Below are 18554 nucleotides of genomic sequence, written 5' to 3'. Positions count from 1 at the left end.
TCTATGTGTTGCGATCGCTATAAGCGATATTCTAGGCAGAATCCATGCAGCCAATATCATTCATAAAGATATCAACCCTGGAAACATAGTCTTTAATCTGGATACTGGTGTTGTCAAAATTATTGACTTTGGGATTGCCACCCAATTTAACCGCATTAATCCAACCTTCAAAAGTCCTCATGTTTTAGAAGGGACACTCGCATATCTATCTCCAGAACAAACAGGGCGGATGAACCGTTTGCTCGATTACCGGACTGATTTCTACTCCCTTGGTGTGACATTTTACGAACTGCTCACCGGACAACTACCATTTCCCATCACAGACGTGCTGGAGCTAGTCCATTGTCATATCGCCAAACATCCTATTCCGCCTCATGAAATAAATACAACGATTCCCAAGCCAGTTTCAGATATAATTCTCAAACTGATGGCGAAAAATGCTGAAAATCGCTATCAAAGTGCCTGGGGTATCAAAGCGGATTTAGAAATCTGTGCTGAACGATTAAAAGAAATCGGTCAAATCTCTAGCATTCAACTGGGTCTTCAAGACGTTTGCGATTGGTTTCAAATTCCCCAAAAATTGTATGGACGCAAAGCAGAGATTGAAGCATTATTAGCAGCGTTTGACATAGTAGCACAAACGGGGGATGAAGAATTGAGAGTGAAGAATCAAGAAGATTCTCAATTTCAAGTTAAGATGATGTTAGTATCTGGCTACGCTGGGGTTGGCAAATCAGCGTTAGTACAAGAACTCTACAAGCCCATCACTGCAAAACGCGGCTATTTTATCTCTGGTAAGTTTGATCAATTCGGGCGCAATATTCCCTACAGCGCGATCGCAGATGCTCTGCAAAAATTGGTACAGCAACTACTCGGTGAACCAGATGACCAAGTGCAACAGTGGCGGTCACGCATCTTAACAGCTTTAGGAACCAACGGACAAATCATCATTGATATCATCCCGGAAGTTGAATTAATTATCGGCAAGCAGCCGTCTGTACCAGAAGTTGGAGCAGCTGAAGCTCAAAATCGCTTTCATCGGGTCTTTGGGCAGTTTGTGCGGGTGTTTTGTTCAGAATCACATCCTTTGGTAATTTTTCTAGATGATTTGCAGTGGATAGACTCAGCAACGCTAAAGTTAATCGAGTTAATGTTACTGGATGAGCAAACCAAATCACTATTTTTGATTGGAGCTTATCGAAATAATGAGGTAAATCCAACACACCTACTGGCATTAATGCTAGAGAGACTGCGTAAACAAGGAGTAGTTTTTCAAGAAATTATCCTAGCACCATTAACTCTTGAGCCATTGAGTCAGTTGATTGCCGAAACGCTATATCAAAATACTGACACTGTTGATTCCTTGGCTGAGTTAGTGCTACGTAAAACTGAGGGCAATCCCTTCTTTGTCAATGAATTTTTGAGAATGCTATATAGCGAAAATCTTTTAATATTTGATGCGGAGAATCTAAGCTGGCAGTGGAATATTGCTCAGATTCAAGCCAAAAATATCACCGATAATGTTGTGGAGTTGCTGCTGAACAAGTTAAAGAAACTACCAGAATTCACACAGCAAATTCTCCGTTTAGCTGCTTGTATCGGGGCTAAATTTAATTTAGATACATTAGCGATAGTTTGTGAGCAATCACCTAAAGCAGTTTCTTTAGATTTACTGGTAGCCATCCAAGGTGGATTCATTCAACCCATATCTGAATTAGATGAAGAGTTATTAATTCAAGAGTATAAGTTTTTGCATGATCGCGTGCAGCAAGCAGCATATATTTTAATCGATGAGTCACAAAAACAAATTGTTCATTTACAAATTGGGCATAATCTCCTCGAAAAAACCTTGCCAGAGCAACTATCAGAACGAATATTTGAAATTGTCGATCATCTCAATCATGGAGTTGAGCTGATTACCGAGCAATCCGAACGCAATGAAATTGCGCGATTAAATTTAATCGCAGGTCAAAAAGCAAAAGCAGCGATCGCCTATAGTGTCGCCAAAAAATATTTAGCCACAGCAAGAGTTTGGCTAGCAGCTTCTAGCTGGCAAACAAATTATGACCTGACCTTAGAATTATATTTAGAAACAACAGAAGTGGCGTACTTGTGTGGCGATTTTGAGCAGGTGGAATATTGGGCGGCGATCATTCTAGAAGAAGCCAGAACGGTTCTCGACACCGTAAAAGTTTACGAAGTTAAAATTCAAACCTACATAGCGCAGGAGCAGCTATTGGAAGCGATCAATACGGCATTGCAAATCTTGCCGCAACTGGAAGTTAATTTTCCTGAAACGCCTAACAAGTCAGATATTCAGCTTGAACTTGACACGATCACATCACTCCTTAAGGAAAAGCGGAGCGAGGATTTGGTTCATTCGCCGAAAATAGCTGAACCAGTCAAGTTGGCGGCGATGCGAATCTTATTAAGTACCATGATTGCTGCCCATCTTGCTGCCCCGGATATGCTGCCATTGTTTGCATCTAAACAGATCAGCTTGTCAATCCAATATAGCAATGCGTTAGTATCTCCCTTTACCTATGCCTTATATGGATTTGTTCTTTGTAGGACGGTGGGAGACATTGAATCTGGCTACGAGTTTGGGCAGTTAGCTTTAAGGCAGTTGTCACGACCTGATACCCAAGCACTCAAAGCCAAAACACTGTTGAGCGTGAATATCTTCATCATTCACTGGAAAAAGCATTTTAGAGAAACATTGCAGCCATTACTAGAAGGCTATCAAAGTGGATTAGAAACAGGAGATTCAGAGTTTGCTGCCTACTGTGCTGAAGTTTACTGCTTGCAATGTGTCTTTGTAGGTAAGGAACTCGTGGAGCTTGAACGCGAGATAAGAATGTACAGCCAAGTAATACGTCAACTCAAACAGCAAGCAGCACTGACTTGGACTCAGATGCATCATCAGGTTGTCTTAAATTTGATGGAATGCTCGGTCAATCCTATCTGTCTAGTTGGCGAAGCCTACAATGAGGAGAATAGACTGCGACAAAATGAAACAGAAAATAATGGAACCTCAATCTTTTTCGTACACTTCTACCAACTTTTCTTGTGCTATTTATTTTATGATTATTTCCAAGCAGTCGAAAACTCAATTATAGCGGCAGGGTATGTGAGCTACGTAGCATCGTCACCTCCTGTTCCTCTGCACTATTTCTATAGCTCTCTGGCAAAACTCGCAACTTATCTTGAAAGCGACACTCAAGGGCAGTCAGAAATTCTTAAAGAAGTTGCAGTTAACCAGGAAAAAATGCAGCGATGGGCACATTATGCGCCAATGAATCATTTGCATAAATGCCACCTAGTCGAGGCAGAGAAAGCACGAGTTTTGGGTCAATTGCTTGAAGCAGAAGAATTCTACGAGCAAGCAATTATTGGGGCTAAAGAAAATGAATATGTACAAGAAGAAGCATTAGCCTATGAATTAGCAGCAAAATTCTACCTATCTCGTGGTCGGGAAAAGATTGCCCGAACCTATATGAAAGAAGCTCACTACTGCTATGAACGTTGGGGAGCGACGGCGAAGGTCAAGGATTTAGAAACTCGGTATCCGCAGCTATTTCCTCCATCATCGAGCATGGCTCATACGCGAATACCAAAAACTTCTGTCACCACCTCTAATAACTCAGACATCGCTTTCGATTTAGCGGCAGTAATGAAAGCTTCCCTTGCGATTTCTAGTGAAATTGAACTGGAGCAGTTGCTTAGTTCCTTGATGAAGATATTAATCGAGAATGCTGGCGCACAAACCGGATTTTTATTTTTGGAAAACTCAGGAGAATGGGTAATTGAAGCTTCAGGTGAAATAAATGATGTTGTGGCTGGCGAAAATATTTATTCTACACAAGTACTGCAATCTATCTCAACGGCAAATCACCTGCCTGAATCAATTATTAATTATGTAATTCGGACTCATGAACCTGTGATCTTAAATGATGCGACTCATGAGGGTAATTTTATTAATGAGCCATACATTCAACATAACCAAACTCAATCACTTCTATGTTTACCACTGCTGAATCAAAGTAAGCTCGTCGGACTGTTGTATCTGGAAAATCAATTAGCATCTGGGGCATTTACACCGGAGCGAACGCAAGTTTTGCATCTGTTATCAACCCAAGCAGCGATCGCCATTGAAAATGCCAAACTCTACTCCAAACTACGGAAGAGCGAAAGTCAGATGGCTCAATTCCTGGAAGCAGTGCCGGTAGGAATTGGAGTCGTGGATACACTGGGTCGCCCTTGTTACGCCAATCAACAGGCAATTCAACTATTAGGCAAAGGGATTATTCCTGGTGCGACACCAGACCAACTCGCAGAAATTTATCAACTTTATTTAGCGGGAACAGAGCAACCATATCCCATTGAGAACTTGCCAGTGATGCGGGCGTTGAAAGGCGGTCGCACCAGAATTGACGATTTAGAAATTCGCCAAAACAATGCAACCATCCCGGTTGAAGGTTGGGGAACACCCATTTTTGACGAACAGGGCAAGGTGATTTATGCGATCGCAGCTTTTCAAGACATCACCGAACGCAAACAAGCAGAGCAATTGCTAGCAAATTATAATCGTACCTTAGAGCAACAAGTAGCCCAACGAACAGCCGCTTTACAGAAAAGCGAGGCAGAACTGCGCGAGCGAGAACAGGAACTAAGATTGATTACCGACGCTCTCCCCGCTTGTATCTGTTATATAGACACAGATCGGCGCTATCGATTTGTCAACCGAACTTATGAGGTCTGGTTTAACCGTAGTCGAGATGAAATTTTAGGTAAGCAGGTTCGTGAAGTCATGAGCGAGGCAAGTTATGAAATTATTGAACCGTACATGAATCGAGCGCTAGCAGGGGAGATTACAACCTATGAGGCAGAAGTCTCTTTCCCGTTGGGCAAAAAGTATCTTGCTGTCACCTCCATCCCCGATTTCGATCTCAATGCTCAGGTGAGAGGATATTATGGTCTGATTACAGATATTAGCGAACAGCGAAATGCTGCACTGCTTGAACGCAAACTCGCTGAAGAAGCATCAATTTTAGAAGAACGCAACCGTATGGCACGAGAAATACATGATACACTAGCGCAAGCTTTTACTAGTATCATCGTTCATTTAGATGCCGCCTCCCAGAGAATCACGCTCGATCCAGATGCTGCCCAATCACACTTAAAGACGGGGCGAACTTTGGCGCGTTCCGGGCTGGCAGATGCCCGTCGCTCGGTGGAAGCACTCCGTCCGCAAATATTAGAAGAAGGCGATTTGCATAGCGCACTCAATCGCCTCACGGCTCAGATGTTTTCTCATACCTCAGTGCGGGTTGGCTGTGAAGCGATCGGTGAACCATATACTTTGCCGAAAGAGGTGGAAATGAATCTGCTTCGCATCGGACAAGAAGCGTTAACCAATGCTTTTAAGTACGCAAATGCTAGCGGAATCCGTGTTGAGTTGCGGTATGAATCATCGCAAGTCGTCTTGCAAATCAAAGATAATGGGCAAGGGTTTGAAAGCCAAAGTCTATCCGTCGGTCGGGGCTTTGGGTTACTGGGAATGAGCGAACGCGCCCAACGCATTGAAGGAGAATTAACGATTTTCAGCCACTTGGGACAAGGTACAGAAATTACAGTGAGGGTACAAATAGTTTAGTTCTTCCTTTGCGTCTACCCTTCTCTTTCGGAGACGCTAACGCGAACGGGAAAGCCTGGCGGCGGATGCGCCTTTGGGTGAGATAAAGAGACAAAGTACAGAAATTGTAGTGAGAGTACAAACGCCATGACCCAACGCTTACCTACTACACCGGACTCCTCTACAATCAGCATCTTAATTGCTGACGACCATCCATTTATGCGACAAGGTTTAGCAGCTGTACTCGATTATCAACCAGATATGACCGTGGTTGGGCAAGCCTGCAACGGCTATGAAGCAGTAGAATTGTTCCGCCAACATCAACCCAATGTCACATTGATGGATTTGCGGATGCCGGAAATCAGTGGCGTGGAAACGATCGCTTCCATTTGCACTGAGTTTGCTGACGCTCGAATCATTGTTTTGACGACCTATGATAGCGACGAAGACATCTATCGGGGACTGCGAGCGGGTGCAAAAGGCTATGTCTTAAAAGATGCAGAACCAGACGAACTACTGACAGCAATTCGGTCAGTTTACAGAGGTCAGCAGTACATCCCCCCTGCTGTGGGTGCAAAACTAGCAGAACGGATGCGGAATCCAGAACTGAGTGATCGCGAATTGGAAGTGTTGCGCCTGATGGCAACAGGCAAGAGTAACTTAGAGATTAGCACTACTTTGACGATCGCTGAGGGAACGGTGAAATTTCATGTGAAAAATATTTTGAGCAAGTTGGGAGTAGGCGATCGGACTCAAGCGATGATTGTTGCGCTCAAGCGCGGTATTATTACACTTTAAGAATTTAGCCAAAGCAACAGAAGAATAAATTCAGAATTATCACCTGCTCTTAAGGATAGTTTGTTTCTAGCCCTAAGAGTAAGTTGATCCCTATCCCTGTTGTTAGTACAAAAACTCCCCACAGGGGATGCGACAAAGTGGGGTCAACTTTCATATTCTTAGATCAAGAAACGATATTCAATTTCTTAGTATTATTTCTAGCATTTTCATCGCTAAGATGCTATCCACATAACGCATTAAACAGCAATGAGTCAGACAAGTGATAGCGACAGGTTGCTCATGCCTATTTCAGGGCAGGATCACATTCAAGGAGTAATAGATGCATCAGTTGTTTTGGTGGAATACGGTTATTATCAATGTCCTTCCTGTCGTGAGGTTTACAGAATGATTCAAGCGATTCAGCAACAGATCCCCTTGCGCTTTGTATTTCGTCATTTTCCCCAAACTCATCTTCATCCCCAAGCTCAAAAGGCATCAGAAGCGGCAGAAGCCGCCGCCGCGCAAAATAAGTTTTGGCAGATGCATAATCTCTTATTTGAGAATCAATATGCTCTTAACAATGGACATCTTCTAGAGTATGCCAATAACATACAGCTTGATATCAATCGATTCCTTCAGGACATGGCAGGCCATGTTCATGCCGAGCGGGTCGTTCAGAATATTCAAGGCGGTATAAAAAGCGGTGTCAGTAATACGCCAGCTTTATTTATTAACGGAGTTCGCTATAGAGACGCTTGGGATCAACAGAAATTATTTGCAGCGATCGCGCCAGATCAAAATTCTCAATCAATGTAGTACAGGAGGTGGATATCTGTTGTGACTACCGTTCAAGCAAACTGCCTCAAAATTATTTGGGTGCGGCTCTATCAATGCTACTAATTAAGCATTATAAGAACCAAGAGGAGCAATTATGTCTGAGAAGAAAGCGTCAACAGACTACCCGATCCATGAACTCCTTGCAGAACGCTGGAGTCCTTATGCTTTCCAGGATCGTCCGGTTTCCGAAGCTGATTTACGTTCGCTATTTGAAGCAGCGCGGTGGTCAGCATCTTCCTATAATGAGCAGCCTTGGAACTATCTCATTGCAACCAAAGATAACTCTGACCAGTTTCAACAACTTCTATCGTGTCTGGTCGAAGGAAACCAGATTTGGGCAAAGGATGCTCCGGTGCTGGCTCTGGCCATTGTCAGTCTCAAATTTACTCGCAACCACAAAGACAACCGGGCAGCAATTCACGACCTCGGCGCTGCCAGTAGCAATCTTACGGTAGAAGCGACTGCACGGGGAATTTATATTCATCAGATGATTGGTATTCTTCCCGATAAAGCACGCGATCTATTTAATATACCTGAAGATTTTGAGGCGTGGACAGGTATGGCGATCGGTTATCAGGGCGATCCGATGACACTCCCGGATGGTCTAAAAGAACGCGACCTCACACCAAGACAACGCAAGCCGCTAGATCAATTTGTATTCAGCGGCCAGTGGGGAACTTCTTCGCCGTTGATTTTGAAGTAATGAATTTAATTTTATCCTACTAAAAGGGGTTTAAAATCCCATCCCCTATGGGTTGCTTGTTTTGTGTTGGGGTCTAAATCCCCATCACAAAACGTAATTGCGAATTGCGAATTGTTTAAGTAACTACTTATGAGCTAGGTCATAGAAACAATTGAAATGCGCTCGCATGATCAATGTGGCAGGAATGCCTAACAATTTTTTAGGAGGTTCATAAATGAAAATTTTTGTTGCAGGTGCAACAGGAGCGATCGGTCGTCCATTGATCGCGCAACTGCTCACTAAAGGTCACAATGTGGTGGCTTTGACCCGTTCTTTAGAAAGAGCCAGAACTTTAACTGCACAAGGTGTAGAACCTGCGATTGCAGATATATTCGATGCTGATGCTATCAAAACTGCGATCATTGGCGCTCAACCAGAAGTAGTAATCGAACAACTCACTGCTCTACCCAAAACTTACACTGGCGAATCGATGAGTGCAGCAGCACCATTAAACCAGCGTATTCGTCTAGAAGGCGGTGCTAATGTGCTGGCGGCAGCGCAAGCGGCAGGTGTGCATCGTTATCTGAGGCAGTCGATCGCATTTTGGGCGATTCCCGGCGCAGGCTTGGCAGACGAAGAAACGCCATTAGCTTTTGATGCCTCGCCTGCGGTAGCAGCAGATGCTCACATAGTCACTGAGATCGAGCGTAACTTACTAGGGAACCCCAACCTACAAGGAATTGCTCTGCGTTACGGCTTCCTTTACGGACCCGGTACTTGGTTTGCCCCTGATGGCGATGTTGCCCAACAGGTGCGACAGCAACAGTTCCCAATCGTTGGGAATGGGGAAGGCGTATGGTCGTGGATTCATATTGAAGATGCAGCGATCGCTACAGTTACAGCAGCAGAACGAGGCAATCCTGGCATTTACCTGATTACGGACGATCACCCCTTAACAGTGCGCGAGTGGCTCTCAGCTTATGCCCAATGGCTCAATGCTCCGCCACCTCCGCAGATATCCGTTGAGGAGGCGTTACGAATCGGTGGTGCGGATGCCGTCTACTACGGGACTCAGATGCGAGGCGCATGGAACGCCAAGGCAAAACGCGAACTCAATTTTCAGCCGCGATCGTTGGAATGGCTGGTTGAATCTGCTGTTGCCCGTGCAAGCTAACTGACAAACATTTTGATCGCTTGCTTAATTGACTATTTCTTACAACAAAACGAGGTTCTAACAATGAAATTACGTCTACTTTGGATTTTTGCAAGTGTTCTGCTTGTAGTCTTAGCTTTTTCGCCACCCGTCTTTGCGACAGCAACTCAGTGTGGAATCCATAAAGGGAATGAGTGGCGATGTGCAAAAGATAACTATCAGGCTGACACGATTAGAATCGGTAATGAGTCCACTCGTCCTGTTTCTTTTAAGGTTGGGGTCTGGACGAGCACTTGTGGCAAAAAAGGCTCTGAAATATCGAATGGAAGCTTTTCTCTTAACCCAGGAGTTCCTTTGACACTTCCATTGATGGAAGCTAGAGCAAATCAGTGCGTAGAAATGTTTATTTATGATTGCTCACCGGATGTGTGTACAAAAGTTCTTTCCGCTCATACCCTTTAGCTTAGGAAGCAGGAAGATGAAAATTGCTCAATATGGAACAGCGCTCGTGGTCATCCATGCCATCGTACATGGACTGCATGGTTTAGCGCATGTGGAAATCCCAGTTCCCCTCTCAATACTTCAGAGTTTATTTGTGGGTATTGTGATTTATGCAATTCCCATCATTGCAGTCATTTTACTTTGGACACAGTTTTACCGCATTGGTAGCTGGCTCTTGCTCTTTTCAATGGCAGCATCAATCCTTTTTGGAATCTACAATCATTTGCTCGTAATTAGTTCGGATCATGTGTCTCAAGTTTCTTTTGAAGATTGGGGAATGCTATTCCAAATCACAGCTATTCTGACATTAATTGTGGATGGATTCGGCTGTTGGATTGGCATCTGGGCATTGAAAACGATTCAGGAACCAGAAAAGGTTATATGAATTGTTTCGATAATTTTAACCCCAGTTGAGCCGCATTTATTTCTCATAGAGGTTGATAAGATATGTTTGATCTTGACCAAACTATTAAAGACCGACACTCAACACGCAAATTCTTATCCCAACCAGTGCCACGGGCTTTGCTCGATGAAGCTCTGGCTCTAGCGCAGATGGCACCATCGAATTCAAACATCCAGCCGTGGCGGTTGGTGTTTGCCCAAGGCGGATGCCGCGATCGCTTGCAAGAGGCTTTGCTAAACCTTGCCAAGCAGCAGCCCAACGTCTCTCCTCTGCCTTCTGCCTTCCAGCATTACCGCCAGGAACTGGGAGCGCAAGTCTACGGGGCGATGGGGATTACTCGTGATGATAAAGCGAACAGACAGTTAGCCGTTCTGCGTAATTACGAATTTTTTGGCGCACCAATGGTTGCTATTGTCTGTATGCACCAAGATTTGGGCGTTGCCGATGCTTTAAGTGTGGGGATGTATTTACAAACGCTGGTGTTAAGCCTAACTGCTCGTGGCATTGGCACCTGCGTAGAGGTTTCGCTAGCGACTTATCCCGAAATCATCCGTAACGAATTGAACATTCCACCGGAATTATTGATCATTTGTGGTTTAGCCGTTGGCTATTCCGATCCTGATTTTCCGGCTAATCATCTGCATATAAGCCGTGAGTCCGTTGAAAGAAACGTCTCGTTTCAGGGCGATTAACAAAAGTCTGGATTTTTCTACTAGACGCTAAACACAAGTCCAAAAGAGTATCTGCGTTCTTACTGCCATTAATGAATGATCTTTGTTGAAGTTTTTTATTTACAAGAAATTAAAGATGAAGATTGCTCAATATGGTTTAAAAATTCTTTGATTTGTTTGATTCAGGAGATTTTATGTTTAGCAAGATTCTCGCTGCAATTGACCGTTCCGCAAATGGTAATGCTGTTTTTGATGAAGCGCTTACTCTAGCAAAGGCAACTAAAGGAAGCCTGATGCTGTTGCATATTCTATCTAGTGAAGAAAAGGATAGTCCCCAAACACCTACACTGCTTACTCTCGAATACCACCCATTACATGGAGAACTTCTAGAGGATTATTGTCAGCAGTGGCAAATTTACGAAGAAGAGGGTTTCAAATTATTGCGATCGTATACAGAGTTAGCAACTAATGCCGGGGTGAGTACTGAATTCACCCAAAATTCTGGCAATCCCAGCCGGAATATCTGTGAACTTGCTCGAACTTGGGGCGCTGACTTAATTGTGATCGGTCGTCGAGGACATTCTGGTTTGAATGAGTTGATATTAGGCAGTGTGAGTAATTATGTTTTTCACCATACTCCTTGTTCCGTGCATGTTGTTTATGCTCCAGTTCCTCTTAAATCTGAAGTCTTCGTAGCCAATGAAGCTCAAGTAGTTCATTAAAAATGGTAACGCAAAAGTTAGATTCATAAACTTCAAGCTTTTGCTTTAGTTATTGCCGTGAAATCGAAATTGTTCTCAAGTAAACACTAAATCAGGAAATTTTGACATGGATAATGTAATAGCTCCGACCAATTCATCTATTGTAAAACCACCCGAAGTTACATTGGTTCCCAATAACTCACTATTGACTGAAACACCAGAAGCAGGACGACAACTGGCAGTCAAAATGGCACGGCTAATTATTAAACTGACTCAGCCTGATGAAGAAAAACGAAACCAATTGCGAGATGTATATGGCAATGATGCCATGATGCTGATTGCAGTTGGACAGACGGTTGCAACAGAATTTGCCACGATCGCAGCTGCTAATAACTACTGGCAGAAGTAATATCTCGAAATCGTCAAATCAGGGATTTGTTCTGATTCTAGAGGAATTCACTATGAAAGTTTTGATTCAAGCGATCGTCAGTTTTTTTGTATTTATTGTCGATTTCGTCTACGGAAATCGTTCTTACCCTCGGTTTTATGTACTGGAAACGATCGCTCGCGTTCCTTATTTTTCTTATCTCTCGGTGCTGCATCTTTACGAGACGCTGGGTTACTGGCGCAAAGCTGACTTGTTGAAAGTTCATTTCGCCGAAACTTGGAACGAATTACATCATTTGTTGATTATGGAATCAATGGGTGGCGATAGGTACTGGATTGATCGCTTCGTCGCTCAACACATTGCAGTGGCGTACTACTGGGTGGTTGTCCTAATCTATATGCTGTTTCTCAAGTATGCCTACTACCTAATGGAACTGATTGAAAATCATGCCTACCATACCTATGACGACTACTTGAAAGCCCATGAAACAGAACTGAAACCTCAAAGAGCGCCCAAAGTCGCAATTGACTACTACCGCGATGGCGATCTCTATATGTTTGAAGAAACCCAATTTACATCAGATCATAAATTTCGCCGCCCGAAAGTGGATAATCTCTACGACGTATTCGTGAATATTCGGGATGATGAATGCGAACACGTCAAAACAATGCAGGCACTCCAGCTACCAGAAGCACGGCAAACTTTCAAAAGTCCCCATACAGTTTTTGAACTGGTGCCGACCAGCCTTGAGCAACAGGATTGATTCTATAGAGTTCCTATTTTATTTTTGAACAACTAAACCATAAGGAAAACTATGAAAACACTACTGAAAAGATCCACGCTATTTCTTGCTCTAACAACCTGTGTTTGGGCTAATTACTCCTTAATAGCTTCTGCTGATTCTACTGCTGGCTTAATCCTCAGTATGAAATGCCAGAGTGGATACAATATCAATGTTTGGAAAAAGCATTCTTCGGGTGAACTTCTCTACCGTTCTACAAGTTCGCACGGTGATTTGAGTTTAAACAAAGGAACTAGCAAAGCGACAGAAGGCGTTCGAGTTTATAAGTTTCAAAGTGGCAATTATAAATACTGGGTATGGGACGGTACACTAGATAGCCAGCAGTCTGGAACTTTAGAGGTGTATGAAGACAATCATCTCTTAATGCGGCAGGCTTGTACAAAACGTTGATGGGGAAGTAAGCGCTGCTTCCTTGGGTGACTCAAACTCATATTCCCCCCTTCATTCCACGGCAGTTCTTGATTGGGTCATTTCCCTCTGCTCCCTGCCTCTTCATTGAAACCCCGATCAAGCTAGCTCTGACTTTTTCTCTTCCAACTATGAGCTAGCTCAAAGAATTTATTGAGAAAAATTGTCAGAGTAAAGGTAGTTTAAGGCTATGAGGATAGCAATATGGCTCTTACAAAAGTAAACACAAATATATCCCTTGTGGAAACTCTTGCTAAACTCTACCTGGAAGGCAAACCAGCCGAGATTTCTGACGAAACCATCGCTCAACTCTGTGATTGGCTGATGGCTGAGTTCCACCAATTGCCCTTAAATCTGCAATTTTCAGATTATATGCGTTACAACAACGCCCAAGAAATGTTTGCAGATATTGAGCTTCAGCAGCTTTGGGTATCCGCCGATAGTTATGATTCTAGCGTGTATCCCAATCCGATCTATGGGTTTATTTTTCAGGGAATGCACGATTACGACCATTATTTAACGGATAGCGACTTCAGCCTGGAAGGGGAAATCGCGGCTTACAATTTCGCAGCAAAACGTGCGCCTTCTTTAGATATCCAAAAGATTCTCTATTCCGAAATTGTGCTGCGATCTGCTGCCTATCTTTATCTAGGATATGCAGCTACTCCTAAGATTGTTTTTCCATGAGTAATGACACAGGTAAATAATCATGCACGACTGTCCTTATTGCTCTTACCCATTACTACGGCACATTCAGCACCATAAAATTTGCTGGTTTTGTCCCCACTGTTGGACAACAGTGCCTATCTTTTCTGAGAATAAAATCTACCATCACAGCACTATAGGAGAATCATGGTTATGACCCAAAAATCGTTTACAACTCAGCTTCAAGAGCAAGTTAACTATACCAAACCTGGAGCCAGCCGAAAGTCTTTGGTTAAAGATGAGCAAGTGCAATTCTCACTAGTTTGTTTAACGGCGGACACTGAAATACCAGAACATGTAGCTTCACGGAATATCTCGGTTACTGTAATTGAAGGGCGTGGAGTGCTGACCCTAGAGGGGCGTGAAATTACTTTACAACCGGGAGTTTTCGTTTACATACCAACAAACATCCCTCATGCACTTCGTGCATTGGAAAATCTCGCATTTCTGCACACATGAAGTTGAAAGAATCATTGTCTTTGATAAAAGTTTTAATTGCAGTTATTGAAGTAGTTTAATCACAACCAAGGATATCATGACTCAATACGATTATGTGGTGATTGGTGCTGGTTCAGCAGGCTGTGTTGTTGCCAATCGTTTGACAGAAAATAGCGAAACCACCGTGTTGTTGCTCGAAGCAGGGAATCCAGTAAATAAACCTGAGATTCAAGTTCCTATAGCCTGGCCAAGTTTGCTAGGCACTGAAGTTGATTGGGCTTACTGGACTGAACCAGAACCACACCTGAATGGGCGGAAAATCTTATGTTCGCGTGGCAAAGTCGTCGGCGGCTCCAGTTCAATCAATGCCATGATTTACATTCGAGGCAATCGCCACAATTTTGACCATTGGCAAAAGCTCGGCAATCCAGGCTGGAGCTATGAGGAAGTATTGCCCTACTTCAAAAAATCAGAAAACCAGCAGCGAGGCACATCCGAATTTCACGGTGTTGATGGAGCTTTGAGCGTCACCGATCCGCTCGCCCCTACTGCCATCTCAGAGCGATTTATCGAAGCCGCAGCGCAAATAGGCTACGATCACAATCCCGATTTCAATGGCACACAACAAGAAGGTGTGGGACTGTATCAATTAACTATTAAAGACGGGAAGCGACACAGTGCAGCCGCCGCATTTCTAGTGCCAATTCTTGATCGTCCTAATTTAACGGTTCAAACTGGTGCATTAGTGACTCGAATTTTGTTTAAAGGAACTTCCACAATTGGGGTAGAGTATCTGCACCAAGGAACGCTGCAACAAGTTTATGTCAATCAGGAAGTGATTCTGTCGGCGGGTGTATTCGATTCTCCCAAACTGCTGATGCTTTCTGGAATTGGGAATGCAGAGCATCTGCTCTGGCTCAACATTCCTGTAATTGCTGATTTACCCGGTGTCGGTGAGAACTTGCACGATCACCCATTGGTTGCTGTTGGCTACAAGTCTACCCAAGCGCTACCCGCAATCGCATCAACCAGTAATCTAGTAGAAGCTGGATTATTCCTGCATAGTGGCAAAAGCAAGGAGCTTGCACCTGACTTACAGTTTCTCTTCAGCCCGGTTCTATGGGGTAGTTCGGACTCTGCCCCTGATGTTTCAGGTTCCACATTAATTTGTTGTCTGATCAATCCTCAAAGTCGTGGCACTGTGACGTTGCAATCAGCAAACCCTACTGATTCACCTACCATTCGAGTCAACTACCTCCAGCAGGAGGCTGATTTAGAAGTGCTGGTAGAAGGTATTAAAATTGCCCGTCAGATCGCTCATTCTGGTGACTTTGGTGAAGTCTTGGGAGAGGAAGTGGCTCCTGGTTCTGACATAATCAGTGATGAGACGTTGGCGCAGCCCAGCGCAGGTATCGCTGCTTACATTCGACAAACAGCTACTACTTATTGGCATCCTGTGGGAACATGTAAAATGGGCAACGATTCACTAGCGGTGGTTGATGCTCAACTCCGAGTTCATGGAGTTGAAGGATTGCGCGTTGTCGATGCCTCCGTGATGCCAACCATTTTATCTGGAAATACGAACGCAGCCACCATCATGATTGGTGAAAAGGCCGCCGACTTAATTAAAGCCGCAGGCTACACATTTCAAAGCAAGAGTACCAAGGTAAATTAACGCTTTTGCAAGCCTTTTTACTATTGCAGTCCAACATTAATGGCACAGCAGAATTGCTCTTGCCATCTGTTTGTGCTGCCATTCGGAAAGCATTGGTAGCAGGGTTGAGTATTAATCAAAGCAAATACAACCACAAAAAAACTAGGAGTAAGAAAATGAGACGTAAGTTTTTGAATTTAACAAGTATCTTGGGTAGTGTAGTTATTAGCGTACTGAGCTTAACTATAGCTTATAAGTATGCTCAAGCTGGCTCTAGTAGTTATCCAAAAACGTGTCGGAATGAAAGGATATTTTATATTAATGGTACTAATACTACTAAATTGTCTGCTGTTTGTATCAATGTAAAAGGTCTACCTTTTGCAAGTGAGATTGACTTACTAGGAATCACTAATAAAAATGGAAAGCTAATACAAAATCCCTTGGTTGGAACAACTTCTTTTTTTACAAACTGTACCGCTATAAACGTAAATTATGGGGTACTATCAGCTTATTGTAAAAACTTAAACGGCAAATATCTATCTAACGCTATTCGGTTGGAGGAAATTTCAAATTACGATGGGCATTTACACTATGAGATAAATAAAGTTATCGATGAAACAGCTGACAAGATTGGGCATGGTCATGCCTATCCGAAGCACGGCAATGAATTCGCTACTCTTAGCCATAGCCCAACACAGGGTGTTATGACAAAAATTGCTAAAGATATCCTCAACTCCAACGCAACAAATGCACAGTCAAAACCTTTTGGACAGGGGAAAAGAGCCTTCTGGGGAGTCATAAATCCGTCTCATTATTTACCCGGTACTAGTTCTAACAAAGGCACTGTATTTATTGTTGATCCAGCTAATTCCGACGCAGGTACAATGTTTGTACCTTCAAATGGATTGCAATACTACAATAACTTAAGGTAAGAAGCAAATTTATTTAACTCAGTAAAAAGACCGAGCTTGTTGAGCTAAATAATTTATCTACTTCATTGCATCAATGATTTTCCCTATTTGGAAAAGTAACTTCTCCACATTTGCCCTTGACGCACCTATTCGAGTCGAAAACTCGTTCAGATATAATCCGTTGCATACCTCATTTAAAGCATTGTTTATAATTACCACTTCTTCTTGACTCAAACGAATCGTGGTTATCTCTTTTTCTACCTGCTCTATCTGCATAAAGTTACATTTCTTAGGTGTATGGACAGTATCTCTTAGAGGATGATGTACTTTTAATTTTAAGCTGTCGAGTAACGATCGCAATCTATTCTTAGCTTGATTAGCTAACTCTAACGCATCAATATTAAGCTTTGCTTTATTGGTATAAGCCGCTTTGAGCCAATCGCACACTACAGACCTACACTCGTCTGCAAACTTAACCCAAAGGAGCCACTGCCCCAGATAAGCATTCCAGTAAGGCTCACCATCAGCCACACCAACAGCCGAGGCAATTGTGGAGACTAACTGGTTGTAGAACGAGCCAGCGCTGTCCAAGCCTTGCTGTATTTTCAGTTTCAGCCCTTTCCAAGCTTGTCATTGGGGGCTAGACACTACCTCTTCAAATATTTGGGAGGTTGTGTCAATCACTGGTGTCGACAAAACTATATTATTAGTGACTGACACCAACTCACTGTATGATGCTTCATCTCGATTGAGCCATTGTCCGAAAATTGAATCACGCTCATCATCAGGGGCAACGAATTGATAAACACACTCTCGATTTTCACGCTTACCCAACCGACCAACGTAATCCAACTTCAAATCAATCTTCGCAAGTAGTTTCTGTGCGATCGCTATCGGTGTGTGTTTTTCAGAAATGGAAACATTCAGATAATTCTTGATAACGTGCCGATGCGTTACTGCCAGTGCCTTAAACTCCAGCATCTTCTCGTCACTTCCACGCAACTTAACGTCTGGTGTAAGAAACTGCAACAGATTCAGATTTTCGAGTAATAACACAGCAGGTAATAACTGCCCCTTGTTAAAATCTGGTTTCCAAATCGAATTCTCCCCAGCCTCTAACTGCGCTGCTGCCCGTTTCGCATCACGGTTCGTCAAAAACTCTCGCCCCAGCGTCAAATAGTAGTGCATCCGCAGTTGAGGATACCACCCATCGTCATCTTTCTGGACCAAATCAGAGATTACATCAATTTCGTAACGACGGGATAATTCCGCCTTGCGCTGCTGGTGTCGTTCGGTTTTCGTTTTGGCACGTTTGTCACTGTCGGTTCGCTCATTTTCGACGGGTGGGAAGGAATTAAGTCTTGCACTGCCGACCATCTAGGAGATAAAGGGACTCCGGCAATTTCATCACTGAAAGGATGTGTCGCTGGAGAGGTGAAAGAGGAGTAATAAAGATCGTAGAGTTCGGTAAATAATAAAGAGTGATATCATGTTCGGTAAATCACTTACGATTAAGCCCCGATTTTAATCCACCAGTGAAAACCAGTTAACCCTTGAATCAAATCTTGTTGTTGAAGTAAAGATTGACAGCGATGAAATAAAACTTCCTCCAAATGATTTAGGGTTTCAAACGATTGATTGGCAATTGGTTCGTCAACCAAAGTCCACAATCTTTCAGCAGGTTGTAATTCGGGTGAATGAGAGGGCAAAAATGTTAAATGTAACCCTTCAGGAATTTTTAAATTATGGCTAATATGCCAGCCAGCTCGGTCAACAGCTAAAAGAATATGTTTTTTAGCACCTAAGGGACTTCCAGAAAATAAACTATTCCACCAACAGTAATGATAATCATTTTAAAGGGGGGATGAAGGGGCTGCCGACGGCAGCC

Annotated in this window: 18 protein-coding genes and 1 pseudogene; 16 read left to right on the top strand and 3 right to left on the bottom strand. The window is 43.3% G+C overall.

Annotated elements, in window-relative coordinates:
* The 16 genes from HWQ42_RS00750 to HWQ42_RS00675 all read left to right on the top strand — a co-directional run.
* The coding region (locus HWQ42_RS00750) for an AAA family ATPase (RefSeq protein WP_292808448.1) at positions 1-5656 on the top strand (5656 nt) is incomplete at its 5' end.
* Between the two features lie 126 nt (positions 5657-5782).
* On the top strand, positions 5783-6433 hold the full coding sequence (locus tag HWQ42_RS00745; protein ID WP_292808447.1) for a response regulator transcription factor: 651 nt from the start codon (positions 5783-5785) through the stop codon (positions 6431-6433).
* 246 nt (positions 6434-6679) lie between these two features.
* Positions 6680-7228, top strand: a complete 549-nt coding sequence (locus HWQ42_RS00740; RefSeq protein WP_292808445.1) for a DsbA family protein — start codon at positions 6680-6682, stop codon at positions 7226-7228.
* Between the two features lie 115 nt (positions 7229-7343).
* Positions 7344-7952: a nitroreductase family protein gene (locus tag HWQ42_RS00735; RefSeq protein ID WP_292808443.1), complete on the top strand. Its 609-nt coding sequence runs from the start codon at positions 7344-7346 to the stop codon at positions 7950-7952.
* Positions 7953-8166: 214 nt separating this feature from the next.
* On the top strand, positions 8167-9105 hold the full coding sequence (locus tag HWQ42_RS00730) for an NAD(P)-dependent oxidoreductase (protein ID WP_292808441.1): 939 nt from the start codon (positions 8167-8169) through the stop codon (positions 9103-9105).
* Between the two features lie 63 nt (positions 9106-9168).
* Complete coding sequence (locus tag HWQ42_RS00725; RefSeq protein ID WP_292808439.1) at positions 9169-9546, top strand: hypothetical protein; 378 nt, start codon at positions 9169-9171, stop codon at positions 9544-9546.
* Between the two features lie 16 nt (positions 9547-9562).
* On the top strand, positions 9563-9970 hold the full coding sequence (locus HWQ42_RS00720) for a hypothetical protein (protein ID WP_292808437.1): 408 nt from the start codon (positions 9563-9565) through the stop codon (positions 9968-9970).
* 62 nt (positions 9971-10032) lie between these two features.
* Positions 10033-10680 carry a nitroreductase gene (locus HWQ42_RS00715; RefSeq protein WP_292808435.1) on the top strand — a complete coding sequence of 216 codons (648 nt, stop codon included), beginning with the start codon at positions 10033-10035 and terminating at the stop codon, positions 10678-10680.
* Between the two features lie 173 nt (positions 10681-10853).
* Positions 10854-11381: a universal stress protein gene (locus HWQ42_RS00710; protein WP_292808433.1), complete on the top strand. Its 528-nt coding sequence runs from the start codon at positions 10854-10856 to the stop codon at positions 11379-11381.
* Between the two features lie 106 nt (positions 11382-11487).
* Complete coding sequence (locus HWQ42_RS00705) at positions 11488-11769, top strand: hexameric tyrosine-coordinated heme protein (protein WP_292808431.1); 282 nt, start codon at positions 11488-11490, stop codon at positions 11767-11769.
* A gap of 52 nt (positions 11770-11821) precedes the next feature.
* Complete coding sequence (locus HWQ42_RS00700; protein WP_292808429.1) at positions 11822-12511, top strand: alternative oxidase; 690 nt, start codon at positions 11822-11824, stop codon at positions 12509-12511.
* Between the two features lie 51 nt (positions 12512-12562).
* The gene (locus HWQ42_RS00695; protein WP_292808427.1) at positions 12563-12940 is read left to right on the top strand and encodes a hypothetical protein; all 378 of its coding nucleotides are present in this window, start codon (positions 12563-12565) and stop codon (positions 12938-12940) included.
* Positions 12941-13162: 222 nt separating this feature from the next.
* Complete coding sequence (locus tag HWQ42_RS00690) at positions 13163-13645, top strand: hypothetical protein (protein ID WP_292808425.1); 483 nt, start codon at positions 13163-13165, stop codon at positions 13643-13645.
* Between the two features lie 171 nt (positions 13646-13816).
* Positions 13817-14122: a cupin domain-containing protein gene (locus HWQ42_RS00685; protein ID WP_292808423.1), complete on the top strand. Its 306-nt coding sequence runs from the start codon at positions 13817-13819 to the stop codon at positions 14120-14122.
* 76 nt (positions 14123-14198) lie between these two features.
* On the top strand, positions 14199-15776 hold the full coding sequence (locus tag HWQ42_RS00680) for a GMC family oxidoreductase (RefSeq protein ID WP_292808421.1): 1578 nt from the start codon (positions 14199-14201) through the stop codon (positions 15774-15776).
* 5 nt (positions 15777-15781) lie between these two features.
* Positions 15782-16687 (top strand): CVNH domain-containing protein, encoded by a 906-nt coding sequence (locus tag HWQ42_RS00675; protein ID WP_292808419.1) that lies wholly within the window; start codon positions 15782-15784, stop codon positions 16685-16687.
* 57 nt (positions 16688-16744) lie between these two features.
* On the opposite strand, the gene HWQ42_RS00670 is transcribed toward HWQ42_RS00675, so the two are convergent.
* The 3 genes and pseudogenes from HWQ42_RS00670 to HWQ42_RS00660 all read right to left on the bottom strand — a co-directional run.
* Positions 16745-17257 carry a hypothetical protein gene (locus tag HWQ42_RS00670; protein WP_292808417.1) on the bottom strand — a complete coding sequence of 171 codons (513 nt, stop codon included), beginning with the start codon at positions 17255-17257 and terminating at the stop codon, positions 16745-16747.
* Between the two features lie 39 nt (positions 17258-17296).
* Complete coding sequence (locus HWQ42_RS00665; RefSeq protein WP_334812129.1) at positions 17297-18043, bottom strand: hypothetical protein; 747 nt, start codon at positions 18041-18043, stop codon at positions 17297-17299.
* Positions 18044-18177: 134 nt separating this feature from the next.
* Positions 18178-18459, bottom strand: a pseudogene (locus HWQ42_RS00660) (transposase); the annotation flags it as partial.
* Positions 18460-18554 lie beyond the last annotated feature (95 nt).

Origin of the sequence: Nostoc sp. JL23, from assembly GCF_017115065.1 — a bacterium.
Taxonomy (GTDB): domain Bacteria; phylum Cyanobacteriota; class Cyanobacteriia; order Cyanobacteriales; family Nostocaceae; genus Nostoc; species Nostoc punctiforme_A.
Note: the sequence above shows the minus strand (reverse complement) of the source record. Positions and strands in the feature narration are given on the sequence as shown.

What these genes read in the sequence shown, in the direction of transcription:
- HWQ42_RS00745 (WP_292808447.1), top strand. Translation starts at nt 5,783, where the DNA reads ATGACCCAACGCTTACCTACTACACCGGACTCCTCTACAATCAGCATC.
- HWQ42_RS00740 (WP_292808445.1), top strand. Translation starts at nt 6,680, where the DNA reads ATGAGTCAGACAAGTGATAGCGACAGGTTGCTCATGCCTATTTCAGGG.
- HWQ42_RS00735 (WP_292808443.1), top strand. Translation starts at nt 7,344, where the DNA reads ATGTCTGAGAAGAAAGCGTCAACAGACTACCCGATCCATGAACTCCTT.
- HWQ42_RS00730 (WP_292808441.1), top strand. Translation starts at nt 8,167, where the DNA reads ATGAAAATTTTTGTTGCAGGTGCAACAGGAGCGATCGGTCGTCCATTG.
- HWQ42_RS00725 (WP_292808439.1), top strand. Translation starts at nt 9,169, where the DNA reads ATGAAATTACGTCTACTTTGGATTTTTGCAAGTGTTCTGCTTGTAGTC.
- HWQ42_RS00720 (WP_292808437.1), top strand. Translation starts at nt 9,563, where the DNA reads ATGAAAATTGCTCAATATGGAACAGCGCTCGTGGTCATCCATGCCATC.
- HWQ42_RS00715 (WP_292808435.1), top strand. Translation starts at nt 10,033, where the DNA reads ATGTTTGATCTTGACCAAACTATTAAAGACCGACACTCAACACGCAAA.
- HWQ42_RS00710 (WP_292808433.1), top strand. Translation starts at nt 10,854, where the DNA reads ATGTTTAGCAAGATTCTCGCTGCAATTGACCGTTCCGCAAATGGTAAT.
- HWQ42_RS00705 (WP_292808431.1), top strand. Translation starts at nt 11,488, where the DNA reads ATGGATAATGTAATAGCTCCGACCAATTCATCTATTGTAAAACCACCC.
- HWQ42_RS00700 (WP_292808429.1), top strand. Translation starts at nt 11,822, where the DNA reads ATGAAAGTTTTGATTCAAGCGATCGTCAGTTTTTTTGTATTTATTGTC.
- HWQ42_RS00695 (WP_292808427.1), top strand. Translation starts at nt 12,563, where the DNA reads ATGAAAACACTACTGAAAAGATCCACGCTATTTCTTGCTCTAACAACC.
- HWQ42_RS00690 (WP_292808425.1), top strand. Translation starts at nt 13,163, where the DNA reads ATGGCTCTTACAAAAGTAAACACAAATATATCCCTTGTGGAAACTCTT.
- HWQ42_RS00685 (WP_292808423.1), top strand. Translation starts at nt 13,817, where the DNA reads ATGACCCAAAAATCGTTTACAACTCAGCTTCAAGAGCAAGTTAACTAT.
- HWQ42_RS00680 (WP_292808421.1), top strand. Translation starts at nt 14,199, where the DNA reads ATGACTCAATACGATTATGTGGTGATTGGTGCTGGTTCAGCAGGCTGT.
- HWQ42_RS00665 (WP_334812129.1), bottom strand. Translation starts at nt 18,043, where the DNA reads ATGGTCGGCAGTGCAAGACTTAATTCCTTCCCACCCGTCGAAAATGAG.